A 24,957-nucleotide genomic window follows, 5' to 3' on the forward strand; every position below is an offset into this window, starting at 1 on the left:
GACTTCGGCGGTCGGGGCGTGAGTTTGTGCCGGGACCACTCGGCGTTATGTTTGTAGACGCCGAAGTGTTGGAACCGTAGTACAGGTGGGCGGATCGTTGGCGAGTCTCACACCGGGATCGGTGCTGGCGGGCTACACGATCGTGCGCGCGCTCGGCACCGGCGGCATGGGAACGGTGTACCTCGCCCGGCATCCGCGGCTGCCGAAACACGTCGCGCTCAAGGTGCTCGCGCCGGCGCTGGGGGTGGACCCCTCTTTCCGGGTGCGGTTCGAGCGCGAAGCGCACCTGGCCGCCCAGCTCGACCACCCGAACGTCGTGTCGGTGCACGACTGCGGGAACGCGGACGGGCTCATGTGGCTGGCGATGCAGTTCGTCGACGGCTCCAACGCCGCGATGCTGTTGAGCGAGCGGGGAAACGGACTCGAGCCCGCGCAGGCGCTGGACATCCTCACCCAGGCCGCGCGCGGACTCGACGCGGCGCATCGGCACGGCATTCTGCATCGCGACATCAAACCCGCGAACCTGATGGTGACCCCCGGGTGGGACGGATCGCCCGATTCCGAGCGGGTCCTGGTGAGCGACTTCGGAATCGCGCGCACCCTGGACAGCGCGACGGTCCTCACCCAGACGGGGAGCTTCCTGGGGACGCTGGCCTACGCGGCCCCGGAGTTGATCGAGGGCGTGGAGGTCGATCACCGGGCGGACATCTATTCGCTGGGCTGCACCCTGCACGCCATGCTCACCGGTTCGGTGGCGTTCCCCCGGTCCAATCCGATGGCGATCATGCACGCCCACATGGCCGCCGCGCCCCCGCGCCCGAGTGAGACGCACCCGCACCTGCCGCCCGCGATCGACGCGGTGATCGCGACCGCCATGGCGAAGGATCCCGCGGATCGCTACCCGAGCTGCCGGGCGCTGGCCGAGGCGGCGGCGTCCGCGCTGGCCACCGCGCATCTGGCCGTCACCGTCACCTCCCCGACACAGTCGCCCGCGCCCACGACACCGACCCGGCCGGGGCCGCCCGCGCCACCGGAACCCGCGATACCGGCCGCCGGCGGGCGCGCCCGCCGGGGACTCGTGCTCAGCGCCGCCGTCTCGGCGGTGGTCGCGGTGGTCGTCGCGGCGGCCGTGCTCGCGATTCGTTCGGACGACACCGGCGACTCCGGCGGGTCACCGGGGCCGCAGTCGGCGATCTCCTCGACCGTCCCCGGCGCCTCCGGACCGGCCGCATCCGGCGCATCCCTCAGCGGCCGCTGGACCGGCACCGTCTCGGGAGATCAGTCCGGATTCGACGTGATCGCGGACATCTCGGACGGGCCGCCGCTGCGCGCGCTGGTGAATTATCCGCAGCTGAATTGCCGGGGCGTGTGGACCGAGACCGGGTACGCCGCCGACGGCACGACACGGAAGCTGACCGAGTCGATCGATCAGGGCACCTGCGTGCAATCCTCGATCACCCTCACCCCGAAGGACGATGGGACACTGGACTTCACGTCCACGTACTTCGCGGCGTCCAAGAATCGCAACCTCACCATCTACGCGACCCTGCGCCGCTGAACGAGCGCGGCGCGCTCAGCCCACCGGCACGTCGAGAATCGGGCGTTCGACGTAGGCGCCCGGCCCGTCGAAGTGCCACCACTCCCCCGGGTACACGGCCAGCCCGCCCGCGAGCATCGCCGCGCGCAGCAGGGCACGATCGGCCTGCGCCGCGGTGCCGACACCGGCGGTCGCGAACGCCTGTGCGGCGGGCGAGAACTCGTCGAAATCGGTGCCCATGTCCGCCAGACACCGGTCGCCCGAACGCCGTTCGGGCGGGCACGGCCCGCCGTTCCGCGCGAACGTCACATCGACCGAGCGCCCCGCCTCGTGGCTGCGCGCGTAATCGCCCGGACGCGCCACCCAGCCCGGATCCGGCACCGCCTCGAACATGCGCACCTGCGTCTCGTGCGGCCGATAGCAGTCCCAGAAGACCAGCACCGCGTCAGCGTCGCGCAACCGCGCCGCGGCGGTCACCAGGCCCGGCCCCATCGACTCGTGCACCAGGCAGCGGGCGGAGGGCGGGTACAGCGCGACGCCGACGAAGTTGTCCGGTGTCGCGTACCGCAGGTCGAGGACGGCGTCGGGCACCACCGTCCGGACATCGACGAACCCGGCCGCGCGGGCCTGCTCGGACACCGGCGGCACCGCCGGAACCGCTGTGGCGGTCGCGGATTCGCGCGTCGCGCGTTCTGCGGACGCTTCCGGCGCGCGCTCTCCGGGCGCCTCCGGGGCACAGCCGACGCCCAGGCCGAGCACCGTGAGTACCAGCAGCCACCGCCGCAGACCAGCCATGGCTGCAGGCTATCAATCACCCCGGTTAGCGGGCCGCCCGCTACGGCCCCGCTCGTTCGCCCGCACCGCCGTCACCGGACACGCCGGTCGCGCACTTCGCCGTGGCCGGCGAACCCGCACGGTATACTGACGGCACGCGGATGATTGTGCGAGACGAACCCCGTTGCGGCGCAACCACAATGCGTCACGGGTGGTATTCCGGTCGGAGCCCAGCCGCAGAGCACCCTACGCCGAAGGTATCGGTGAAATCTGCTGCGAGCAGGGCGAAATCGCGCCCGCGAGGCGGCCTGCGCTCAGGCCGGGATGGCTGTCTGCGACGGGATCCGTTTCCGCACATGGCAGAACAGGAGTTGCCCATGCGGGAAACGGTCCAGCGAGATGTCGTGCGGGTTGTGTGGAACGAGTCGGCCAACCGGCCCCGGACCGGACATCGGGTCCGGATCGGTCGATCCAGTACGCGGCGCCAATCGATTTCGCGGATCGCGCACCCCGCGGGCCAGATCCCGGGCACCGTGCCGCTCCCGGGGCTCGAACCGCCGGGCGCCGCGCACAATCCCACCGTCCGCCATGTCCGGATGGGTCTGGGGTGGGGCCGATCCGGCGCGAACGGCGGAACGCGTTCCGATGCGGCGGATCTCGACGCCGCGGCGCTGGTCTTCGCCGGTCGCACGCTGCTCGATGCGGTCTACTTCGATCGGCTCATCTCCGGCGACAACGCGATTCGCCATCACGGGAGCGCCCTGCGGAGCACGGGCGCCGGTGAGTGCGAGGTCATCACGGCCGATCTCTCGCGCGTGCATCCGGCAGCGACCGCGATCGTCTTCGCGGTCACCTCCTATCACCGGCACACCTTCGACACGGTTCCCAACGCCTACTGCCGCATCATGGACGGGGTCAGCCGCGCCGAACTCAGCTTCCTCGATCTGACCACCACCCCGGCGACCGGCATGCTGGTGGCGGCGGTGCTGCGCACATCCGCGGGGTGGCGACTGCGCCCGATCGGGTATCCGGTCACCGCGACGCATCCGCTCGAGACGCTGCCGGCACTGACGAAGCACCTGACCTGACGGGAAGGCTCACCCGGCGCCACTGAGGTGCGAATCCCGGTCGCGCACCGGCGCGTCCGGCTCGGCGTCCGCCACCACCGGGCGCGGCTCGAGCCCCCGCTCCGCCGCGCTCGGTTCGACCCGCACCGGGCTCGAATCCGCCGTCGCGGCACTCGGTTCGAGCTCGGCCACATCCGGCGCGTCCCGGGGCGGCAGCACGGGGTCGTCCTCGGGTGAGCCGCCCCGTTCCCGCCGGCGGGCGCGCGCCAGGTCGGCGTCGAATTGCGCACCGAGTAGAACCGCGAGATTGGTGATCCACAACCAGATCAGAAATACCACCGCGCCGGCCAGCGAACCGTAGACCTTGTTATAGGTGCCGAAATTCGCGGCGTAGAAAGCGAATCCGGCCGATGCCACGATCCAGAGGAATACCGCGAGCACGCTTCCCGGTGTGAGCCAGCGGAATCCGAGCTGGCGCGCATTGGGCGCGATCCAATACAGCGTCGCCAGCGCGAAACTCACCAGCAGCGCGAGCACCGGCCATTTGGCGATATTCCAGATGGTGATGCCGGCCGTGCCGAATCCCAGCCACCGGCCGAGTTTGTCGGCGATCGACCCGCTCGCGACGACCCCGAGTCCACACAGGGCGACGAGCACCATCATGATCGCGGTGAGGCCCAGTTGCAGCGGCACCGTCTTCCAGATCGGGCGGCCCTCCTCGGTGCCGTAGATGGCGTTCACCGCGCGGATGAAGGCACCGATGTAGCCCGAGGCGGTCCACATGGCGGTGATCAGGCCCGCGATGGCCAGCGGCCCGGCCAGGGAGCTCGAACCGTCGAGTTCGCGCAGCGCGTCCACCAGCAGCGCCGTACCGCTGCCCGGGCCGATCTCGCGGACGGTCTCGATCAGCGATCCGGTCGCGTTCGGGCCCAGCATGCTGAGTAGCGCGGAGAGCACGAGAATGCCGGGGAAGATCGACAGCACACTGTAATAGGTAAGTGTCGCAGCCGAATCGGTGAGTTTGTCCTTCAGCAGTTGCGCGGCGGTACGCCGCAGCACCCACAACCACGATTCGCCGCGCATATCCGTGGGCGCGGCCGGATGATCTTCGGCGACCGCTACCGAGTCCTGCATACCGAACCTCCCGCTCGAGGCTCGAATACCCGGCCCGCACCGGCACAAACGGGCGACCCCGGTCACGCGCGCGGATACATACAGCATCGGCATCCGAACCGCGAGTCCGACATTCAACTTCACCAAAATAATCCATCCTGTGCGGGCGTGTTAAAACCAGCCGACTCACACCCGGTTGTATCGTCGAAACATGACAGCAAAGAAACCAATCGGCCTACTGTTTGGCGCGCTGGTATCGGTTGCCGTTCTCATCCTCCCGCCCGCCAACGCCCTCGCCTCCGGTGACGTCCCACCCCCCGCCGGACCCGGAAAGGGAGCCATCGGCCCGGAACGTCCGGTCCCGGCCCCGGAGAAGATTTTGCCCGCCGCGCCCCCGGGCGGCGGCTGGTGCCCCGCCTTCCTCTCCGGACCGTCCCTCTGAATCGCCCCTAACACACATAATCCGGCGTCAGGGCCGACTCGAACCCGGCCCTGACCCAACCCTTGTTTGCGCTGTTATTGCGTGAAGTATTGTGCGGCACTACGGATCCGGATGTGGCGTGGCAGCGCCCGCCCGGAGACGATGCCCGCGTCCGGGCCGTGTGTGCATCCGGCCGGACCATCGCGCCCGCCAGGGCGTATCTCGCACGTGCGCCCGCTTCCCCGGCGTAACCGCGATCGGTGACGTTCTCCCCTCACGCGGGATAGGTGTGGATCTCGGTGGCCTTGACCGCGGCCCAGAGCGGACGGCCCGGATGCAGGTCGAGTTCGGCCACGGCGGCCGGTGTGATGTCGGCCAGCACCGGCGGTGTCCCGCCGAGCCGCACCCGGGTGATGTTGGCGTGCTGTTCCAGGCCCGCGACGGTGACGGGCCAGCAGTTGCGCGGGCTCCCGGTCGGTCGGGTGGGGTACAGGCCGACCGCGGCGGGCGCGAAGGCCACGAAGACGGGACCGGACACGGGATCGGCCGCGGTGAAGCGGGCGCCGGTGGGCAGGGTGACGGTGTTTCCCTCGGCCTCGCCCCGGAACAGGTTGAGGCCCACCAGGTTCGCCACGTAGTCGGTGCGGGGACGGCGCGCGACCTCGGTAGGCGGACCCTGCTGGACCACGCGGCCGTGCTCGAGGATGACGAGCCGGTCGGCCAGCACCATGGCGTCCAGCGGATCGTGGGTGACCACGACGGTGTGACCGCCGTACTCCCGCAGGTGCCGGGACAGGTCCGAGCGGACCTGCAGCCGGGTGCCCGCATCCAGGGCGGCCAGCGGCTCGTCGAGCAGCAGCAGCCGGGGATCGGTGGCCAGGGCGCGGGCCAGGGCCACGCGCTGCGCCTGACCGCCGGACAGCGCCCGGGGCCGGGCGGCGGCCTGCGCACCCAGGCCGACCCGCTCCAGCCAGTCCGCGGCCGTGCGGCGCGCCTCGACCCGGCGCACGCCCCGTGCGCGCAGCCCGAACGCGACGTTCTCCAGGGCCGAAAGATGCTGGAACAGCAGATAATCCTGGAAGACCACGCCGACGCGGCGGCGATCGGCGGGCACGAAGACCCCCGGCGGGGCGTCCCAGACCTCGTCGTCCACGGTGATCTCGCCCGCCGACAGCGGGAGCAGTCCGGCCAGCGCGCGCAACGCCGTGGTCTTGCCCGCGCCGTTGGGGCCGAGCAGCGCGACCACCTCGCCGGGTTCGGCGGTCAGATCGAGGTCGAGGTCGAAGTTCTCGCGCTCGACCCGCATTCGAGCGTGCAGGGTCATACCGGACCTCGAATCCAGCGCTCGCGCAACGAGACCAGTACGCCCACCGAGACGAACAGCAGCACCAGGCTCAGCACGATCGCCGCGTCCGGATCGGTCTCCAGGGCGAGGTAGACCGCCAGCGGCATGGTCGTGGTGGTGCCGGGGAAGTTTCCAGCGAAGGTGATGGTGGCGCCGAACTCACCGAGCGCGCGGGCCCAGCACAACACCCCGCCCGCGATCACGCCGGGCAGCACCGACGGCAGGGTGACCCGGCGGAAGGTGTACCAGGGCGAGGCGCCCAGGGTCGCGGCCGCCTCCTCGACGCGTGAATCCGCCGCCCGCAGCGCGCCTTCCACCGAGATGACCAGGAACGGCATGGCCACGAAGGCTTCGGCGACGATCACCCCCGGCGTGGTGAACGGCAGCGCCACCCCGAACCAGTCGTACAGGTACTGCCCGATCAGGCCGCGCCGCCCGAACACCAGCAGCAGCGCGACACCGCCCACCACCGGGGGTAGCACGAGGGGCACCGTGACCAGCGCGCGGATGAGCCCGCTGCCCGGTACCCGGGCGCGCGCGAGCAGCCACGCCAGCGGGATGCCGAGTACGAGGCAGATCACCGTCGCCGCGCTGGCGCAGATCAGCGAGAGCCGCAGGGCCTGGCCGACTTCCGGGCTGAACAACCGTTCGGGGAGCGTCGCCCACGGCGCGCGCACCAGTAGACCGAGCAGCGGCACGGCCAGGAACATCAGCGCCAGCAGGGCGGGCAGCACCAGGACGACAGGTCGTCGTCCCGCGGCTGCCCGCCTGCGAGTGGCGGAACGGGTCACCGCGAACCCGTCGCGATGTCACACGCTCGCGTCCCGGTCTGCGCACGAATCACGGCGTATCGAATCCCGCGTCCGCGAAAACCTTCTTGGCTTGGTCGGACTTGACGAAGTCGACGAACGCGGCGGCCGCGGCGGCGTTGGGCGCCTTGGCCAGCGCGGCGATCGGGTAGGTGTTGACCGCCTTGGCCGACTCGGGGAAGTCGATGCCCTCGACCTTGTTCCCGGCGGCCTGCACGTCGGTGCGGTACACCAGCGCCGCGTCGACCTCGTCGAGGGTGACCTTGGTGAGCACCGCCTTCACGTCCTGCTCGCGGGTATCGGGCTGCGGGGTGATGCCGGCGATCTCGAAGACCTTCTTGGCGGCGGCGCCGCACGGCACCTGCTCGGCGCACAGCGCGATGCGCGGTTCGGACTTCCCGAAGTCGGCCAGACCGGTAATCCTGCCCGGATTGCCGTCCGGCACCGCGATTTCCAGGCGGTTGCTCACGAACGTGTCGGGCTGCCCGGTGACCTCACCGGCGTCGACGACCTGCTGCATGTTCGCGGGCGCGGCGGAGGCGAAAACGTCGGCGGGCGCGCCCTGCTTGATCTGCTCGGCGAGCGCGGAGCTGGCGGCGAAGCTGTAGACGACCTTCGTGCCCGGATGCGCGGCCTCGAACTGCTTTCCCAGCTCGGTGAACGTGCCGGTCAGCGACGCGGCCGCGAACACCGTGACGGTGCCGGACACCTGATCCGAGCTCTGCTCGGAGCTGTCCGAGCCACATCCGGCGACGGCCGCGGTGACCGCGAGCACGGCGGCGACGGCGCCGAGTGTGCGAAATGCCTTCATCCTCATCAACCTTCTGGTATTTCGACCACGACATGGGTCGATTTGATCGAGGCCACGGCGATGCTGCCGACCTCGAGACCGAGTTCATCGACCGATTCCCGGCTCACCAGCGACACCAGCCGGAAGGGTCCGGCCTGCATCTCCACCTGCGCCATGACGGTGTCCTTGACGATGCGGGTCACGATGCCGCGCATGCGATTTCGCGCCGACGCCGCGACGGTCGCGCCCAGCGCGGTCGCCTCGGCGTTCGTGGCGCGCAGCACCTCGGCCAGGTCCGCGCCGCGCACGCCCTTGCGGCCGTTCTCCAGCTTCACCTCGGGCAGCCGGCCCTGGTCGATCCAGCGCCGCACGGTGTCATCGCTGACCCCGAGCAGTGCCGCAGCCTCACTGATCCGCAAATTCGTCACAGGAGGAATGATATTGCCGCGTGTGCGGCTCGCAAATCCAACTCATCGCGGAATCGGCACGATTTCCACGAGCGCGCCGCGCCCGGTCCCGGCCGGGAGCAGGGCCAGGGCCTGGGCGCCGAGCAGATCGGCCAGGTGCGGCGTGCGCACCGCGCCGTGCGTGCGCCACACGCCGCCGTCGACCTGTCGCGCGGGTACGACGCGGGTCGGGCCGTCCGCGGGGGCGGCCGCGTCCGCTATCCGGCCCCACAGCGGCGGATCCGGGCGCCGTCCGGTGAGCACGTTCGCCAGCACCCGCCCGGTCACCAGCAGGGTGGTCACCGCGGCGAGCGGGTTGCCGGGCAGGGCCAGCAGGGTGCGGCCGTCGGGTAGCCGGGCCACGATCTGGGATCCGCCGGGCCGCACGCGCACCCCGTCGATCAGGATTCGCGCGCCGAGGTCGGCGAGCACCGCGCGCAACCGGTCCGCCGCGCCGCGCCCGGTGGCGCCGACCGAGACGACCAACTCGGCGTCGGTGTCGAGCGCGAACCAGGCGCGCAGCAGTTCCCGGTCGTCCGGGACGGGCCAGACCCGCCGGCACTCGATATCGCAGCCGCGCAGATAGTGCGGCAACACCGCGCCCAGCGCGTCGCGCACCTGCCCGGGCGCCAGCGCGCCGGCGGCGCGGATTTCGTCGCCGGTGATGAGCACGTCGGCGCGCAGCGGACCCCGGACCGCCGCGATCGGCGCCTCGGCGCTCAACGCCACCGATATCAGCGCGGCGTCGACCCGGGCGCCCGCGGGCGCGAGTTCGGCTCCGGCGGACCAGTATTCGCCCCGGGCGCGGAGGTCGTTGCGGCGCGGGGCGTCCGGCAGCGCGAGCAGCGACCAGCGGCGCCCGGTGCGTTCGATGTGCACGTGCTCGCGGCGCAGCACCGCGGTCGTCCCGCCGGGCACCGGCGCGCCGGTCGAGATCCGGATGGCCTCACCCTCGGCGAGCGTGCCGGCGGCGGGCCGCCCGGCCACCTGGTTGCCCAGCAGCAGGGACCAGCGGGGCCCGCCGCCGCCGACGGCGAAGCCGTCCATCGCGGCGGTGTCGGCCGCGGGCGACTGGGCCCCGGCGACGAACGGTTCGGCCAGGGTCGCGCCGAGCGCGTCGACCACCGGCGCCGACCGCGCGGGAATCGGTTCGAGCACATCACGCAGGCGGGAATCGAGGTCCCGGACCGCCACCCCGACGCCGTCCAGCACTTCCAGGGATCGACTCCGCACCCCCGCACCCGCCCTTCCGCAGCGGCCGTTTCCACGACGAAACCGGCTCCGGGGTCAGATCCTCATCTGCGGAGATTTCGAGTCATTTTCTACGCAGTTGCATGTTCATTGCTGGTTACTCACCCGGGCGAGCGGCCGGCTGTGCGTCGGATTCCCCGGCCGCGCTCAGCTGGTCGAGCAGATCGTCGAGGCTGTCGAATTCGATGGCGTCGTCATCGTCCCGGGGATCGACCACGAGGTCCTGCAGCGCGAACTCCGCATCGAGCTGCACTCGAATCCAGCTGTCGGGGAACTGTTTCGGGGCCGCGAAGGACAGCAGGAAGGCATCGTGGAAGACGACGGTGGAGCGCAGCGTCAGATCCGCGCGCAGGTCGGTCTCCTCCACGACGGGCTGATCGCCGACGGCCTCCTCGATCTCGAGCGCGATCTCGTCGCACAGGCGCGCCCACTCACCCGCCGGCAGGCCGAGCAGCCGTGCGATGCCGGACAGCAGCGCCTCGGCGTCCAGGTCGTCGCGATCGTCGAGTTCGGGATCGACGTTGACGGTGACCACCAGCCCCAGGGCGGGCACCCGCGCGGTGCCGAAGATGATCCCGGCGCCCGATTCCGGCGCGGTCAGCAGTCCACGGCGCGCGATCTCCTCGCCCAGCCGATCGATCGGGTCCATCGAGTCTCGCCTCTCCCGTGGTGACAGTGGCCCCACCGTACCGAGACCGGCCCGGGACGTGCACCCGCTGACCGCGCACCCGGGCTCCGGGATCCTCGCGTCCACCGGGTCGGGCGGCGATGACATCGGCGCGGTCGCCGAGATCCCGGCACGCGGGTGCAATCGGACCCCGCGGCCGCGACATCGAGCGCAGGGCGGCGATGATCCAGCAAACCGCAAACACGGTTACATTCGACCTATACACCCTCATACGCGGATAAATGGGCGCGCGATCCCCGCGAACTCGCCTACCCTGGTGACATGGACGCGCCCGAGCTGCCCACCGAACTGGTCGAGCTGATCGGCCGGTTCGACCTCGCCTTCCTGGTGAGCATCGGCGACACCGGACCGCACACCACGCCGCTGGAACCGGCGCTGACCGGGGACCGGTTCCGAATCCTCGCGCCGGGTCCGGCGACCTGCCGCAATATCGCCGCCAATCCGGCCGTGACGCTGCTGTGGCCGCCGCCGCGCCCGGACACCCACGCGCTCATCGTCGACGGGCACGCGGTGCTGGAAGACGGTGCGCTCGAGGTGTTCCCGAGTCGCGCCGTCCTGCACCACGTCTACAGTCCGGGCGCCGCGGAGCAGCGCTGTTCGGGCTGCCGCCGCTTCAACCTCGCACCGCCGCATCGGCTGAGCGAGACCGCGCACCGGATCAGCTGAGCCGCAGCAGCTTTCGGTGCTGCTCCGGATCCGCCCGCGAAGTCCCGGACGCGCTCGATCGAGCCGCGCACAACGCGGAATCACGCACGACCCGGCCGATCCCGCGTATGCCTCAGATCGGGCGATCGCCGAGGATGGCGGCGCGTTCCATGACGCGGCGGTTCGGGAAGTAGTCGTTCACCGCGTAGTGCTGGGTGGCGCGGTTGTCCCAGAAGGCGATCGAGCCCGCGGCCCAATGGAATCGGACCTGGTACTCCGGAATCCGGGCCTGCTGGAACAGCTGCCGGAGCAGATCTTCGCCGTCGGCGGGGTCGAGGCCGACGATGTGGGTGGTGAAGACCGCGTTCACGAACAGGGTCTTGCGCCCGGTCCGGGGATGGGTGCGAACCACCGGATGGGCGACCGGCGGGAACTCGGCCTGCCGGCGCGCGAGGTCCTCCGGCGACAGGAACTGCCCGAACGGCAGGGTTAAGTCGTGGATCGCCTCGAGACCGTCGATCCGCTCCTTCAGCGCGGCGGGCAGATTGTCGTACGCGGCGGCCATATCCGCGAACAACGTGTCGCCCCCGGCCTGCGGCACCTCGAGCGCGCGCAGCACCGAACCGAGCGCGGGTCGCTCACGCCAGGTGACATCGGTGTGCCAGGCGTTCTCGACGCCCGGGTTTTCCGCGTCCTTGGCGAATCGCACGATCTCGGGCACCTCGCCCTGCGGCAGGAAGGGGTGCACCTCGAGTTCGCCCCACAGCCGCGCGAAGTCGCGATGCTGGGTACCGGTGAGGTGCTGGTCGCGGAAGAACAGGACCTTCCATTCCAGCAGCGCGCGATCGAGTTCGGCGAACAACTCCGGGCCGATGGGCTCGCGCAGATCGATGCCGGAGATCTCGGCGCCGATCAGCGCGGTCTGCGGCACGAGGGTGAACAGTTCGTAGGGCGCGCTCTCCGCGCCGCCGGGCAGGCGATGCAGGGTGCGCGGTCCGGCGGCCAGCGAACGGCCGGTCAGCATATCGCCCAGGGTGGCGTAGGCAGCGGTCATGACGATCCTTGTTTCGTTGGGACACTGGGGCCTGGCGGCGCCCACGGAGCGGTGAGAATGGCGGTGGCGGCGTCGGCGAGCACCTCGAGACCGAGCCCGGCCAGATGATCCGGCGGATCCGGTTCCTGCAACCGGCGTTCGCGATCGGCGAGCGCGGTGACCACGAGCATGGCGACCAGGCGCATGCGCTCGCCGAAGACCGCGGCGGGCACCGCGTCCAACCGGCGCGCCAGCCCGTCGACCACGAGCCGGACGCTCTCGGCCTCGGGGCCGCGCAGGGTGTTGCCGACCGCCTCGAACGGTGGGCGCCACAGGGTTTCGGCGATGAATCGCAGATACCAGCTCGGCTCGCCGTCGAGTTCGGGTGCGTGCAGGGTCGCCGCCAGCGGGTCGATCAGCGCGCGCACCAGTTCGGCGACCGAACCCGTGTCACCGAGCTCGGCCAGCCGGGCCAGCCGCTGCGCGTTCACCGTGGTCATCCGCCACACGTAGACGGCCTCGACCAGCGCCTGCTTGCTGCCGTAGTGGTAGGCCACCGCGGAGGTGTTGCGCTGTCCGGCCGCGACGGCGATCTGCCGCAGCGACACCGACTCGATGCCGAACTCGGCGAACAACCGCTCCGCCGCGGCCAGGATCTGTTCCTTCGCCGCCATGTACGCAATTTAACGCACGTGCGTTAAACGCGATCGGGATTAACTCGAGCCGATCCTTATTCGACGCGGGACCCCCTTCGCCCCCTACTCCTCCCGGTCCGAGCCCGAGCGCCGGAAGGCGCGACCGACGGTGCGCCACAACGAGCCTCGCCGCGCGGGTTCCGGATCCGCCACCGCGCGCCGCGGCTCCGGCGGCTGCGCGTCGCGCCGGACGAACGCCGGCCGGATGTGCGGATCCGGTGCGTCGTAATACCGGTGGAAGGTGGGCGTGAGGCTGGCCGAGAGCGGCGGATTGATCCAGCTCCAGTCCGTCGGGCAACTGCGCCCCGCCGCCTCCTCCCGATTGACGTGATCGAGGAACTGCCGCGCCACGGTGTGATGATCGACCAGGTGCACGCGAGATCGCTTGTAGCTGTGCAGAATCGCGCGACTGAGTTCGATCAGCGCCCGGTCCCGCCACAGCGTGCGATCGCTGCTCAGGTCCAGGCCCATCCGGTCGGCGATGGTGGGCAGCATGTCGTAGCGGTCGGTGTCGCCGAGGTTGCGCCCGATCTCGGAGGAGACGTACCAGCCGTTGAACGGCGCGCAGGTGTAGCTGAGCCCGCCGATCTCCAGATCCATGTTCGAGACCGCCGGTACCGCATGCCATTTCAGGTCGAGATCGCCGAACCAGGCGAAATCCGGATGCCGCAGCGGCACCTCCAGCACCAGATCCGGCGGGACGTCGAAGCACCGCGTCGTGCCGTCGGGCTCCTGGATCAGCAGGGGCAGCACGTCGAAGCGCCCGCCCGCGCCGTGCCAGCCGTGCTCGCGGGCGAGATCGGTCAGTTCGACATTGGCCGGATCGCCGAGAATATCTCCGCCCGTTCGGTATCCGGCATATCGAATGAGCTGGGAATTCACGATGCGGAACCCGCGCCCCTGCGCGTCCGCGGGCGGCGCGACGGTAATGATCGAACGCACCGCTCCCCTATTGGTGGCCAGGCGCAGATGCTCCCAGCAGGCCTCGGCGATCTCGGCGGCGGTGGTGGCCGTGCGCGCGTCGCGCAATTCCAGCGCCCGCCAGTGTTTGCGGCCGACGCATCGATCATGATTGCGCCACGCCAATTTCGTCCCCACGCTCAATTCTTCGAGCGTGTGACGATAGGTGCCCGTTTTGCGCAGTCGCCGGACCACGGTCGTGCCGCGGCCGGGTGGCAGATGCGCCAATTCGGGCAGCGCGAAGTACTCCTCGCATTCGGCCACGCGGTCCGGAATCGAGACCGAGCGGTGTGCCAGCATCGGGTGCGCCGACGAGTTGCGGTGCGGACAAACGAGATCGGCCGCGGCGACGAGCTCGGGCTGCGCAGCCACGGTGTTGATCGACATTGAACCGGTGCCTCCATGGGTTGTGCCGGTGATCACCGGGTTCGCCCGGCAATCCGCTTCACATCCCCCCTCCCGCGAACCAATATCGCACGATCACGCCTGAGATTTGCCCGGAATGACCAAGAAGAACCGGAGTTACGGTCGGCAAATCACCAGCGACACAGCCGATGTGTCGTCGGCGATACAGAAAAGATCAACTGCATCCTCGAGACCCCGGTGTCGCACAGACACGGGAAAGCCCAGCGTGTCCTGTTCAACACTCCGCGTATGTGACTCGAGTTCTGCGTGGCGAAACTCGGCGCGCCGCGCCCGGAATGGGGCGCTCGGTGTGATCGGATGTGCCGCGACCTGTTCGTGCGTTGTCACCGTGGGGAGCGTTGAAGATGAATATCGCTGATGTTGTCGCCGAGCGTGTACACGAGACGCGAGCGGTGTTGGCGAATTTGAGCGGCTACTACGAAGCGCTGGTCGATCTGGAAGCCGACGTCGAACCGAACGCGGAATTGCGCTACGAATGTGCACGATTCCTCTCGGTCGCCCGGAAGCTCGACGACGCTCGCACGTACCGGAGACTGGCCGCGCAGGCCGATCCGGTCGGACCGGTCATGAGTTTGGTGCGCGAACTGCTGTCCGAGTGCGGTGCGAGCATCGATCCCCCGGCGATCGGGGCCGCGCTGGAGATCAACGGCTGGGAGCCGCCCGCCGGGCTGCCGGACCGGCTGGAACTGATCGAGGCGGCGTGCGCGCGCCTGGCCGAGCAGCCGAACAGCCCGGTACGCCGCACGCACACCGGCGAATACGTCTACAACCGCGTGGGCACGCCACTGCCCGAGCGCCCGGCCGAACGGGTGAAGGTGTCGGTGTCGGTCTAGCCGGTTCCGCTCAGTCGGCGGTGTTCGACTGCCGCCGAAGCCGATCGGCCAGCCACAGCAGTACCCCGTAGCCGAAGGCCGCGTCCGCGTTGGACACCAGCGCGGACGACGGGAAGATGATGGGGTGCCGAAGGCCCGCCTCGGCCAGCTCCCGTATCCGGGCCAGCACCTCGGCCGGGGTGCCCACGACGAGCCAGTCGCGCAGCACCTCGTCCGGCACCTCGGCGATGGCGTCCTGGATCTCGGTGCGGGTGAGCCGGTGCGGCATCAGGTCGATCAGGCCCCGATAGTCCTCTCCGAACGGGTGTTTCGCGCCGTACCGCGTCCACACCGCGGGCGGCGCGAACAACCCGAGGTAGCGCACGGCGGGTGCGGCCAGCACGCGGCGCACCCCCGCCGCCGTGCGCGCGGTGACGACGCTGATCAACTGGGACGGCACGATCGCGTCGGGATCACGCCCCGCGGCCCGGGCGGCCGCCCGCACCACGTTCCAGCGCCGCTCGTATTCGTCCGGGGCCGCGGTCTCCCAGGGATACCAGCCGTCGGCGTAGCGACCGGTCAGCTCCAGCATGCGCGGACCGTGCGCGCCGATCCAGATCTGCGGCATGCGCCCCGGCGGCGCCGTCAAATCCATTGGCGCGCTGTCGAGCCGGTAGTACTTGCCCGCGAAGTCGATGGGCTCGGTCGCGCTCAGCGCGGTGCGCAGCAGCCCCAGCGCCTCCTCCAGCCGATCGACGGGCCGGTTCCAGGTGAACCCGTACGGATCGAGGTTCTCGTGCTCGCCGGAGCCGATACCCAGAATGGGCGGGGCCTTGGTCATGTGCGCGAGGGTCAGGAAGGTCTGGGCGAGCAGCACCGGATGCCTGCGGTGCGGGTCGGTGACGCCGACGCCCAACTGCACCCGCCCCGCGCTCGGGGCGAGATGCGCCAGCAGCGGCGCGAAATCGAACTGCTCGTCCGGACTGGCCGCGCCCTTGGCCTGCGCGGTGAAGTCCGCGTCCCAGATCGCGCGGGGGAACACGCCGATCAGATGATCCGGCGCCAGAATCGAATCCAGCCGGCCGAGCCGGGCCATACGGGTGACGAAGCGGGCCGCGGCCAGGGGCGGATTGACCCCCACCATGGTGCCCACCGAGAACGACGTGGAGTTACGTGAGTCCGGCACGGTGGTCTCCTCCCGGCCGATCAACCCGGATCGGTCCAGCACCGATTATCCCGACGGGCCCCGGTCACGTCCGGTGAACGCGAGCATTGCCCGCGCCGAGCCCCTCGGGATACGCGGTGGCCGAAAACTCCGGCCGGTCAATCCATCCCGTGCCCCACGGGTGAATCGGGTCCGTCGGGATGCATCACTTCATCCCACCACGACGCCAGCGGACTCGGTTCGGGCCAGCAGACGTCTTCACGCCCACTCGCATTCTGGCCTTGATTGTTCGTCGGACGAGGAATCTTCGTTTTCCCGCTCACGCTGAGACAACTCCTGCGTTTATGCCCGCCGGACTCGCTGGGCGGGCGGTATGGGCAACTAAGCATTGCCCGATTTGTCGCGGTTGAAACAATTTTCGGCGCCACGGTGGATTCCGTGACCTGACCGATAGGCTATCACCGCACGTCCACCGTGTATCTGGCCGCGAGCGCCCGGAGTCGCTACTCTGCGGCGGTGAACACCGCAGAGTTCGTCGAGCGCGGCACCTCGATCATGGATCGGCTGACCACCACGCAGACCCCGCCGCCCTGGCAACTGGTGATCGGAACCGGCGTACTCGCCCTGGTCCTGGTGGCGTTCCGCCCGAGCTGGCGGCTGCTGCGCAACGTGGTGACCCTCGCGCACGAGGCGGGGCACGCGTTCACCGCGCTGCTCACCGGGCGCCGGCTCGACAGTATCCGATTGCATTCGGACACTTCCGGTCTCACCGTCTCGAGCGGGAAGCCGTACGGATTCGGGATGATCCTGACCTCGGCCGCAGGCTATCCGGCCCCGGCGCTGGTCGGCCTCGCCTACGCCGGACTGCTGGGCGCCCACCGCATCACGCTCATGCTGTGGCTGACGATCGCGCTGCTGGTGGTACTGCTGATCAAGGTGCGCAACGTGTTCGGCGTTCTCACCGTGCTGGTGATCGGCGGCATTCTGTTCGCGGTCTCCTGGTTCGGCACCGATCTGGCGCAGGCCGCGCTGGCCTACCTGGCCGCCTGGTTCCTGCTGCTGGCGGCCGTGCGGCCGGTGCTCGAGCTGCAGCGCAATCGCAAGCACGAACCCAATTCCGACGCCGACCAATTGGCGCGCCTCACCCGTGTTCCCGGCATCATCTGGGTGCTGCTGTTCGGCGCGATCGCGGTGTGTTCGCTGATCCTGGGCGCCCGGCTGTTGCTCGCCGACGCGCGCGGGGTGTGTGTGCCGCCGCTCACGCACAGCACCTGCGCGGCGTCAACCGCTCGGTGAGCATTCTCCCACCCGCGATCGGGAACCGTACGAGTGCAAGAATTCTCGAGAACGACGGCTAACATTCGCGGTGCACCGTCCGGGTGATCGCCGAACGCGGATCGCCGGGCGTTCGATCGTGATCGCAGGAGGGTTTGGGATGGACAGACCGGCGTGGGCCCCGGAGGGCGTGGACATGGCGCAGGCGAGCCCGGCTCGCATGTACGACGCGCTGCTCGGCGGCTCCCATAATTTCGAGATCGACCGCCGCGCAGCGGAAATGGGCAAGCAGCTGGTTCCGGATCTGCCCCGCGTCGCGCTCAGCAATCGCGCCTTCCTGCGCCGCGCCGTGCGCTACCTGATGGATCAGGGCGTGCGCCAGTTCCTCGACATCGGTTCCGGCATTCCGACCGCGGGCAACGTGCACGAGGTGGCCCAGCGGATCGATCCGTCCTGCCGCGTGCTGTACGCCGACATCGATCCGGTCGCGGTCGCGCATTCGCGGGCCATTCTCGAGGGCAACGACCGGGCCGTGGCGATCGAGGCCGACCTGCGCAAGCCCGCCGACGTGCTGGCCGCGGCGCGCGCGAGCGGTCTCATCGACTTCGACCAGCCGGTGGGCGTGCTGCTGATCGCGGTGCTGCACCTGCTCGGCGACGACGATCACCCGGCCGAGGTGGTGGCCGCCCTGCACGCCGCGGTTCCGGCGGGCAGTCACGTGGCCATCTCGCATCTGACCTCGGCCACCCGCCCGGAGGACGCGGCCAAGCTGGGCGCCGACGCCGCGGGGCAGAAGGTCGGTATTCACTTCCGGTCCCGCGAGGCGATCACCGAATTGTTCGGCCCGTGGTCGCCGGTGGAACCGGGTGTGGTGGAGTTGCCGCAGTGGCGGCCCGAGTCCGACCGTGACCTACACGAAACCCCGGGCCGCTCACTCGGTTTGGCGGGCGTCGGCCGCAAGGACTGAGCGGGAGTACGACTTCGGGCAAGGGGGTTCGCGGTGGGAGCACACGAGCTGGCGGTGCGCTGGGCGGGTGCGCTGGACGGCGCGGTCGCGCCGACGCTCACCCGGGCGCAGGTGGAAGACCTGCTCGACCCCTACGCCGCCGGCCTGATCGAGGCCGTGCGCGGCACCGGCGATCCGAAGGTCGCCCAGCGCGCGGCCGCCGCGCTGGTGGCCGCGAACTACCGCGATCCGCTCGCGGTGCAGCGCTCGGTGCTGGTGCTGTGCGGGGATCTGGTCGACCACGCGTGCGCGAATCCGCGCTGCCCCGACATCGATTCGGTGCGCGAACGCGCCATCGAGGCGGCGGCGGGCTTCGCCGCGGAGTTCAGCGCGGGCCTGCGCACCGCGGCGCTGGCCGAACAGGAGGCCACCATCACCGCGGCGTTCACCGCCGCCCGGGAGGCCGAGGCGCGCAGGCAGCTGTCCGAGGCACGCTTCCAGGCCATCTTCGCGGGCGCCTCGGTGGGCATCGGCACCATCGACATCGATACCGGCCGCGTCCTGGACGTGAACAACGCCATGGCCGAAACCCTGGGCGTGCCCGCGGAATCCATGCCCGGGCGCTCGGTCGCGGACATCCTGGGCCCGGCCAACATCGGCGCGGCCTTCGAACGCTTCCAGCGGCTGCTGGCCGGGGAGGTCGACAGTTTCCGCATGGAGACCGTGCACAACCGCGCGGACGGCGCGACGTGCGTGGTGGACCTGTCGATGTCGGTGGTGCGCGACAGCGCGGGCGCGCCGCGCTTCCTGGTCGGGGTCACCGTCGATGTCACCGAGCGCAAGCAGCTCGCCGATCAGCTCTGGTACGACGCGCACCACGATTCGCTGACCGGCCTGCCCAATCGGCTGCTGTTCTTCGACCGGCTGACCGCGGCCGACGGGCAGGTCGGGGTCTGCTATCTGGATCTGGACGGGTTCAAGGAGATCAACGACCGGCGCGGGCACACCGCCGGGGACCGGGTGCTGTGCGATGTCGCCGAACGGCTGCGCGCGGCGTTGCCGGGCAACGCGGTCGCCGCGCGGCTCGGCGGGGACGAGTTCATCGTGCTGGTCGAAGAGTGCACGGGCCGTGCCGAATTGGCGGACGTCTCCGCGCGCATCCTGGCGGCGCTGCGGGATCCGTTCGACGTGGCGGGGCTGTCGGTGACGGTGGGCGCGAGCATCGGCACCGCCCTGGTGGACACCCACTCCACCGCCATCGACGAACTCATGCACGCCGTGGACACCGCCATGTACCGGGACAAGGCGACCCGGCAGGGGCGGTAGCGCCTCAGATCACGTACGGCACCAGGGCCTTGCGCTCGGCCGGGTAGTCGGCGAACTTCTCGCGGTACCAGGCGTGGGTGGCGAACGCGCGCGGGACGAGGTTGCCGAAGGTGATGAGGAAGATGATCACGCCGGGCAGCGCCCAGGTGAGAATGGCGAAGCCCGCCCACGCCAGCAGTTCACCGAGATAGGTGGGGCTGGTGACGAACTTGAAGCCCAGGCCGTAGGGCACCTTGTACTCGGTCGCGCCGGGGTTGTTCTTGTCGCGCAGGTTGCGCACGATGCTCTCCGAGCTCACCAGCAGCGCGAATCCGCCCAGATAGATGACCAATCCGATGATGAAGCGCGGGTCGGTCAGCCACTCGCTGCCGTACTGCCCCAGGTAGTCGTGGCTGAACAGCGCGCCGTTGAGGTAGCCGTGCAGCGAGGTCACCAGCATGCCCATGGCGAGCACCGAGACGTTGAAACTGCTGGTCTTGCCGGGCACCTGGCGAATGGAGAGGGGGAAGAACCAGCCGCGATTGCCGTAGTGCAGAATCCAGATGGCCGCCAGCACCAGGGCAGTCGGCTCGAAACGGTTCGGACCGCTGAGGTACGCCACCGCGAAGACCACCGTCGCCGGAATCTCCATCAACCACCACCCGAGTTTCGGGTTCAGGTTGAAACCGAGGCTCGTGGTGGCGAAGCGGCCGTACGGGCTCTGCGCGAACAGTCCGCCCACCAGCACGAACACGGTGAAGCCGATCGCGATGGTGAGGACGGTGTCGTAAACGGTGTTGCCGGTATACCAATTCATTCGTGGTCCTTCGTCGAAAAACTAGAACACGTTCTATCACGGTGGCCGCTGTTCCGATACCCGTAGCCGGCGGGTGGCCCCGGTGCGCCCGGTAGGTTGGCGGGGACCCGCAGGGAGGCGTAGATGGGTGCAGAGGGATGGGATGTACTTCTGAAATGGATGCCGTTCTTCCTGGAGGAGGATGACGAGGAGACCGAGGGCGGCGGGCTGGAGTGGAATCCCCGCTTCATCCAGGTCCGCGACGAGACCACCGGGCGGCACGTGCATTTCGCGCAGCAGGGGTCCGACATCGAGGTCGTGATCGCGGTGCCGGTGGACACCGCCGACGCCGAACACCTGCTGGCGACCGTGCGCGCCCAGCCCGACGGACTGTGGGCGCCGTGCCCGCTGGCCCTGGAATCGGATGCGACAGCACCGGATCCGCACCAGCGCGCGGTACAGCGGGTGCGCCGCGAACCGCGCCTGGCGCGGGAGTGGAGTACGGGCTGGCGGCGCGGGGCGAGCCTGGATCAGCGCCGGCGGACCGCCGATTCGGTGGTCACGGTGCTGCGCGAGGGCCTGGACATGGAGCCCGGCGGCCTGCGATTCGCCGCCTGGAGCCTCGACTCGCCGGACACCGTCGGCGATTACGGGCTCGTGGCCGATCGCCCCAGCGAGCGGGGCGCGCCCGCGCTGTGCACGGACTGGGACGATTTCGAGGCCAGGCTGTCCTGGGCGCTGACCACCCTGCCGTGGGACGGGGTCATCAACGTCAGCACCCCGCATCCGGGCCCGGATCCGTGCTTCGTGCAGTTCCTGCACGGCCGCCAGCTGTTCAACGAGGCCAGCGGCTGGGATGTGGCGGGGCTGGGCGCGGACGAATTCGACCGGCGCATGCGGGATCTGGGCTGGAGTTTCGCCCCGCACAGCGTGCCGGGCGGCGCGGCCCTCATCTGGGAGGGCCCGGCCGCGCGGACCGGGTACAACCCGAGCCTGCGCGGCGCCCCGCTGCGCACGGTGACCACCTTCCAGGAGGTGTTCGCGGTGCGCCATCCGCAGGACCTGGTGTTCCGGGCCTTCCGCAACGGGCGCCGGCGGGACCCCGAACTCCGTTATCTGGACGTGGAATTGGGGGTGCCGCGCGACGTGCGCTGAGGCGGCCGGATTCTCACAGCCGTTGCAGGCGGATGGGCAGCCCGTCAGCGGGTTTGGGACCGGTTCCGGCCACCAGGGGTACCCGGTAGTCGGCGGGGACGCTCCAGCGGTAGTTCAGCAGCATCTGATGCAGCACCGCCTTGACCGTCATCCCGCCGAAGTACCGGCCGATGCACTTGTGCGCGCCGCCGCCGAACGGCGGCCAGGCGAAGCGATGCGATTTGTCCTCGGCCCGAGCGGGATCGAACCGCTCGGGATCGAAGACGTCCGGGTCCTTCCAGTACTCCTCGGAGCGCATCATCACGTAGGGCCCGATCATGACCAGGGTGCCGCGCGGGATGTAGTAGCCCTGGATGTCGGTGTCGGCGATGGCCTCTCGCACCTGCTGCCCCACCGGCGCGTACATGCGCAGCGCCTCCCGGAAGGCCAGTTCCATGGCGGGCAGGCGGTCCAGGTCGCCGTATTCGAGCGCCGGTTTGCCCAGCGCCAGCGATTCCGCGCGCAGGCGCTCCTGCCATTCGGGATTGCGCGCGAGTTCGTACACCAGCATCGCGATGGCGATGGTGCTGGTGTCGTGCGCGGCCATCATCGTGAAGATCATGTGATCGACGATGTCGGCGTCGGTGAAGGATTCACCGTCCTCGGTGACCGCGTGGCAGAGCACGCTGAACAGATCCTCGCCGTCCCCGGCGCGCTTGACCGGCAGCTCGCGGCGGAAGTACTCCTCGAGCACCCGCCGTCCGCGCAGGCCGCGGTGCCAGACCCCGCCGGGCACGTTGGTGCGGATGACGGCGGTGCCGCCGACCACCGCGTCCTCGAAGGCCCGGATCAGCCGGCTGCCCTCGGCGCCGAGTTCGGCCCCGGCGAAGACCACCGTGGCCTGTTCCAGCAGCAACTGCTTGACCCGGTCGTACAGCGGGAAATCCGGTGCCGGACGCCAGCTCTCGACGCCGCGGGTGATGCGCGGGGTGCTCAGGTCCAGATAGCCGATGAGGCGGGGCCTGGTGAAGGCCTGCTGCAGGATCCGGCGGTGGTAGCGGTGATCGTCGAAGTCGCGCAGCAGCAGCCCGCCCCGGAAGAAGGGGCCGATGAGGAACTCCCAGCCGCGCTGGGCCGAGAAGGCGTGTTTGCGATCGAGCAGGAACTCCTCCACGCCCGCCGGGCTGTGCAGCCCGACGATCGGGCGGCCGAACGCGCCCATCCAGTGCACCGGTCCGTAGCGGCGCATGGTCTTGCGGGAGTAGCCGAGCGGATCGGCGAGCTGACTCAGTACGTGGCCGACGCCCGGCGGGCCGAAGTCACCCATGATCGGAGCGAGTCCACTGCCCGGCGGCGGGTCCGCCAGGGCGCGCGTGCGGGCCGGGTACCGCTGCAATACCCCGGCGACATGACACTGAATTCGGTGATTCAGCACGGCTTTTCGAGGCGCCATGGATGCACGGTATCGGAAACATTTGTTTCCGTAAACGGTCGTTTCCCGACTTGTGTGCGAAGCTTGCGGAGTGACGCGCGCTTTCCAGGGGACCTACCGCGGAACCAGTACCGATGAGCGCCGCGAGCAGCGCAGGCGGCGGCTACTCGACGCCGCGCTGGAAATCGTGGGGACGCAAGGGCTTTCGGCGCTGACCGTGCGCGGGCTGTGCGAACAGGCCAAGGTCGGGCCGCGCTTCTTCTACGAATCCTTCCCGGATCTGGACACCCTGGCCGGCGCCCTGCTGTTCGAAGTGCAGCAGGAGGCCCTCGACAGGGCCATTGACACCATGCACGCGACGCCCGGATCGCCCGAGGACAAGATCCGCGCGGGGGTGGCCACGCTCATCATCGCCGTCACCGACGATCCGCGCCGGGCCAACATCGCCTTCGCGCAGGCGCACGGCAGCGAACGGCTGACCCGCCTGCGCTTCGAGGGCATGCGCCGGGTGGCCACCGCCATCATGGGGCAGGCGCGGGTCATCCTCGACATCCCCGAGGGCGAGGACACCGCGCTCATCGCGCTCACCCAGCTCATCACCGGCGGCGCGGCCGAACTGATCCTGGTGTGGCTGGACGGCGGGCTGAAGGTCGAGCGGCCGGTGCTGATCCAGATCGTCGCGGACTACGTGGTGACGGTGGTCGATCAGCTGCCCGCCATGGTGGACAAACTGCGTTAGCGCCCCGCGGCGACGATCTCCTCCACCACGATCCTGGCGGTCTCCGCGCAGGCGGTGGTGCCGCCGTGCGCGTACTCCTTCACCGCGTCGCCCACGTTCCAGAGATTGGGGATCGGGGTGGTGTGCGGCAGATCGTAGCCGGGCACCGTGCGCTGCGGCGGCCAGTCGTCGCGGCTGACCGCGATCGACAGGATGCGGGCCGCGTCGAATCCGGGCAGCTGCCGGCGCAGGTCCTGCAGGACCAAAGCGGTCTCGGCGTCGGCGTCGAAGTCGCCGATGGACGGTTTGGGCACGCCGGTGCCGACGTACAGGTGCCAGCCGTCGGGCGCCAGCTCGGGGCAGGTGACGGTGAGGTCGGCGACGTAGCACAGCCGCCGGGTGCCGGCGAAGCTCAACAGCCCGGGCGCGTCCACCAGGCCCTCGCGGCTCGCGAAGTTCACCGTGATCATCGCGGCGGGCAGGTCGCCCTGCAGTACGGTGCCGATGTAGCCGGCCGGAAAGCGTTCCGGGCCAACCAGATCGAGGGTCGCGGCGGGACCGATGTCGCTGACCGCGACCCCGCAGGTCACCTCCACCGATTGTCCCGCGCGCACGATGGTGGCCCCGGTGACGCGGCCGCCGCCGACCTCGACGCGGCGCACCTCGCTGTCCAGCCAGATCTCACCGCCGTTGCGTTCCACCACCTCGGCCAGCGCGGTCCAGAGCCCCAGGGTGCCCTCGGGGCAGAAACCGAAGCGCCGGAACACCGATTCGGTGGCGAAGTAGGTGAGAAAGACGCGGGCGGGCAGCTCCTCGGCCGCGACCGCGAAGGCCGAACCGCACAGCGTGCGGAAGATCCCCTGCACGACGTCGTTCCTGGTGTGCCTGCGCACCCACTCCGCGGTGGACAGTTCCCGCTCGGGCAGCCCGCCCGCCGGCGGGGGCGAAGCGTCGCGCAGCAGTGCGGCGCCCTGGCGGATCAGCTGCGCGAACAGCAGGGCCCAGCCGCCGGTGGTGATGTCGACCGTACGCTCGCCGATGCGGTACAGCAGCGGCGGATCCGCCGGTCGCACTTCGAATTTCGCGCCGACATCGGCGAAGGTCTGTTCGGTGATACCGCCCAGTTCGACCGCGATGGCGCCGGTATTGACCTTGAATCCATCGATGTCAACGGTCGAGGCCCGGCCGCCGAGCCGATCCAGGCGTTCGGCGACCAAGGTTCTGTAGCCCAGGTGCGAGAGCCGGGCGGCGACGCACAGACCGCCCGCCCCGGCACCGACAACCAGTGCGTCCCAATCATTCCCGCTCATGGCGAGCTCCTGACAACATGCCCGGACCACGGGTTCGCCGCGGGCCGCGCGTCGGCCGTATCGG

24 protein-coding genes are annotated in these 24,957 nt (G+C 70.0%); 9 read left to right on the top strand and 15 right to left on the bottom strand.

The window, feature by feature from the left end; translation table 11 throughout:
- Positions 1-85 precede the first annotated feature (85 nt).
- Positions 86-1,558: a serine/threonine-protein kinase gene (locus ACWDOP_RS29335; RefSeq protein WP_456347621.1), complete on the top strand. Its 1,473-nt coding sequence runs from the start codon at positions 86-88 to the stop codon at positions 1,556-1,558.
- 15 nt (positions 1,559-1,573) lie between these two features.
- On the opposite strand, the gene ACWDOP_RS29340 is transcribed toward ACWDOP_RS29335, so the two are convergent.
- The gene (locus ACWDOP_RS29340) at positions 1,574-2,332 is read right to left on the bottom strand and encodes a M15 family metallopeptidase (protein WP_456347622.1); all 759 of its coding nucleotides are present in this window, start codon (positions 2,330-2,332) and stop codon (positions 1,574-1,576) included.
- Positions 2,333-2,688: 356 nt separating this feature from the next.
- Here ACWDOP_RS29340 and ACWDOP_RS29345 point away from each other — a divergent pair, with 356 nt between their 5' ends.
- On the top strand, positions 2,689-3,399 hold the full coding sequence (locus tag ACWDOP_RS29345) for a TerD family protein (RefSeq protein ID WP_456347623.1): 711 nt from the start codon (positions 2,689-2,691) through the stop codon (positions 3,397-3,399).
- A gap of 9 nt (positions 3,400-3,408) precedes the next feature.
- Here ACWDOP_RS29345 and ACWDOP_RS29350 read toward each other — a convergent pair whose 3' ends face one another.
- The 7 genes from ACWDOP_RS29350 to ACWDOP_RS29380 all read right to left on the bottom strand — a co-directional run bounded on the left by ACWDOP_RS29350 (position 3,409) and on the right by ACWDOP_RS29380 (position 10,202).
- Positions 3,409-4,512, bottom strand: coding sequence for a YihY/virulence factor BrkB family protein (locus tag ACWDOP_RS29350; protein ID WP_456347624.1), 1,104 nt, complete (start codon positions 4,510-4,512; stop codon positions 3,409-3,411).
- A 674-nt stretch (positions 4,513-5,186) separates the two neighbouring features.
- Complete coding sequence (locus ACWDOP_RS29355) at positions 5,187-6,236, bottom strand: ABC transporter ATP-binding protein (protein ID WP_456347625.1); 1,050 nt, start codon at positions 6,234-6,236, stop codon at positions 5,187-5,189.
- Positions 6,233-6,967: a molybdate ABC transporter permease subunit gene (gene modB, locus ACWDOP_RS29360; RefSeq protein WP_456347648.1), complete on the bottom strand. Its 735-nt coding sequence runs from the start codon at positions 6,965-6,967 to the stop codon at positions 6,233-6,235. Before modB ends, ACWDOP_RS29355 begins: the two co-directional genes overlap by 4 nt.
- Positions 6,968-7,097: 130 nt before the next feature.
- Positions 7,098-7,877 (bottom strand): molybdate ABC transporter substrate-binding protein, encoded by a 780-nt coding sequence (gene modA / locus ACWDOP_RS29365; protein ID WP_456347626.1) that lies wholly within the window; start codon positions 7,875-7,877, stop codon positions 7,098-7,100.
- Positions 7,878-7,882: 5 nt separating this feature from the next.
- Positions 7,883-8,284, bottom strand: coding sequence for a TOBE domain-containing protein (locus ACWDOP_RS29370; RefSeq protein WP_456347627.1), 402 nt, complete (start codon positions 8,282-8,284; stop codon positions 7,883-7,885).
- A 42-nt stretch (positions 8,285-8,326) separates the two neighbouring features.
- Positions 8,327-9,535: a molybdopterin-binding protein gene (locus ACWDOP_RS29375; RefSeq protein ID WP_456347628.1), complete on the bottom strand. Its 1,209-nt coding sequence runs from the start codon at positions 9,533-9,535 to the stop codon at positions 8,327-8,329.
- 115 nt (positions 9,536-9,650) lie between these two features.
- Entirely contained in the window at positions 9,651-10,202 is a 552-nt protein-coding gene (locus ACWDOP_RS29380) for a cytochrome C5 (protein ID WP_456347629.1), read from the bottom strand.
- A gap of 300 nt (positions 10,203-10,502) precedes the next feature.
- Between ACWDOP_RS29380 and ACWDOP_RS29385 the strand changes: the two genes are divergently transcribed.
- A complete protein-coding gene (locus ACWDOP_RS29385; RefSeq protein ID WP_456347630.1) occupies positions 10,503-10,907 on the top strand; it encodes a pyridoxamine 5'-phosphate oxidase family protein in 405 nt (134 codons plus the stop codon).
- A gap of 112 nt (positions 10,908-11,019) precedes the next feature.
- Here ACWDOP_RS29385 and ACWDOP_RS29390 read toward each other — a convergent pair whose 3' ends face one another.
- The 3 genes from ACWDOP_RS29390 to ACWDOP_RS29400 form a co-directional block, all read right to left on the bottom strand.
- Positions 11,020-11,940, bottom strand: a complete 921-nt coding sequence (locus ACWDOP_RS29390) for a TauD/TfdA dioxygenase family protein (protein WP_456347631.1) — start codon at positions 11,938-11,940, stop codon at positions 11,020-11,022.
- Positions 11,937-12,593, bottom strand: a complete 657-nt coding sequence (locus tag ACWDOP_RS29395) for a TetR/AcrR family transcriptional regulator (RefSeq protein WP_454200347.1) — start codon at positions 12,591-12,593, stop codon at positions 11,937-11,939. The genes ACWDOP_RS29390 and ACWDOP_RS29395 overlap by 4 nt, the downstream gene beginning before the upstream one ends.
- Positions 12,594-12,677: 84 nt before the next feature.
- On the bottom strand, positions 12,678-13,874 hold the full coding sequence (locus tag ACWDOP_RS29400; RefSeq protein ID WP_456347649.1) for a nitric oxide synthase oxygenase: 1,197 nt from the start codon (positions 13,872-13,874) through the stop codon (positions 12,678-12,680).
- 470 nt (positions 13,875-14,344) lie between these two features.
- Here ACWDOP_RS29400 and ACWDOP_RS29405 point away from each other — a divergent pair, with 470 nt between their 5' ends.
- On the top strand, positions 14,345-14,833 hold the full coding sequence (locus ACWDOP_RS29405; protein ID WP_454200346.1) for a hypothetical protein: 489 nt from the start codon (positions 14,345-14,347) through the stop codon (positions 14,831-14,833).
- A gap of 10 nt (positions 14,834-14,843) precedes the next feature.
- On the opposite strand, the gene ACWDOP_RS29410 is transcribed toward ACWDOP_RS29405, so the two are convergent.
- The gene (locus tag ACWDOP_RS29410; protein WP_456347632.1) at positions 14,844-16,040 is read right to left on the bottom strand and encodes an LLM class flavin-dependent oxidoreductase; all 1,197 of its coding nucleotides are present in this window, start codon (positions 16,038-16,040) and stop codon (positions 14,844-14,846) included.
- Between the two features lie 453 nt (positions 16,041-16,493).
- Between ACWDOP_RS29410 and ACWDOP_RS29415 the strand changes: the two genes are divergently transcribed.
- From ACWDOP_RS29415 to ACWDOP_RS29425, 3 genes are all read left to right on the top strand, one after another.
- Positions 16,494-17,273, top strand: coding sequence for a M50 family metallopeptidase (locus ACWDOP_RS29415; protein WP_456347633.1), 780 nt, complete (start codon positions 16,494-16,496; stop codon positions 17,271-17,273).
- 139 nt (positions 17,274-17,412) lie between these two features.
- Positions 17,413-18,219, top strand: a complete 807-nt coding sequence (locus tag ACWDOP_RS29420) for an SAM-dependent methyltransferase (protein ID WP_456347634.1) — start codon at positions 17,413-17,415, stop codon at positions 18,217-18,219.
- Positions 18,220-18,252: 33 nt separating this feature from the next.
- Positions 18,253-19,524 carry a diguanylate cyclase domain-containing protein gene (locus ACWDOP_RS29425; protein ID WP_456347635.1) on the top strand — a complete coding sequence of 424 codons (1,272 nt, stop codon included), beginning with the start codon at positions 18,253-18,255 and terminating at the stop codon, positions 19,522-19,524.
- 4 nt (positions 19,525-19,528) lie between these two features.
- On the opposite strand, the gene ACWDOP_RS29430 is transcribed toward ACWDOP_RS29425, so the two are convergent.
- Positions 19,529-20,320, bottom strand: coding sequence for a 3-oxo-5-alpha-steroid 4-dehydrogenase (locus ACWDOP_RS29430; protein ID WP_456347636.1), 792 nt, complete (start codon positions 20,318-20,320; stop codon positions 19,529-19,531).
- A 123-nt stretch (positions 20,321-20,443) separates the two neighbouring features.
- On the opposite strand from ACWDOP_RS29430, the gene ACWDOP_RS29435 reads away from it, so the two are divergent.
- Positions 20,444-21,454 (top strand): TY-Chap domain-containing protein, encoded by a 1,011-nt coding sequence (locus ACWDOP_RS29435; RefSeq protein WP_454200340.1) that lies wholly within the window; start codon positions 20,444-20,446, stop codon positions 21,452-21,454.
- A 13-nt stretch (positions 21,455-21,467) separates the two neighbouring features.
- Here the strand turns inward: ACWDOP_RS29435 and ACWDOP_RS29440 are convergent, their stop codons facing one another.
- On the bottom strand, positions 21,468-22,886 hold the full coding sequence (locus tag ACWDOP_RS29440; RefSeq protein ID WP_454200339.1) for a cytochrome P450: 1,419 nt from the start codon (positions 22,884-22,886) through the stop codon (positions 21,468-21,470).
- A gap of 70 nt (positions 22,887-22,956) precedes the next feature.
- Here ACWDOP_RS29440 and ACWDOP_RS29445 point away from each other — a divergent pair, with 70 nt between their 5' ends.
- Complete coding sequence (locus tag ACWDOP_RS29445; RefSeq protein ID WP_454200338.1) at positions 22,957-23,604, top strand: TetR/AcrR family transcriptional regulator; 648 nt, start codon at positions 22,957-22,959, stop codon at positions 23,602-23,604.
- On the opposite strand, the gene ACWDOP_RS29450 is transcribed toward ACWDOP_RS29445, so the two are convergent.
- On the bottom strand, positions 23,601-24,893 hold the full coding sequence (locus ACWDOP_RS29450; RefSeq protein WP_456347637.1) for a phytoene desaturase family protein: 1,293 nt from the start codon (positions 24,891-24,893) through the stop codon (positions 23,601-23,603). The genes ACWDOP_RS29445 and ACWDOP_RS29450 overlap by 4 nt on opposite strands.
- Positions 24,894-24,957: the final 64 nt, after the last annotated feature.

Source organism: Nocardia sp. NPDC003693 (assembly GCF_053981095.1).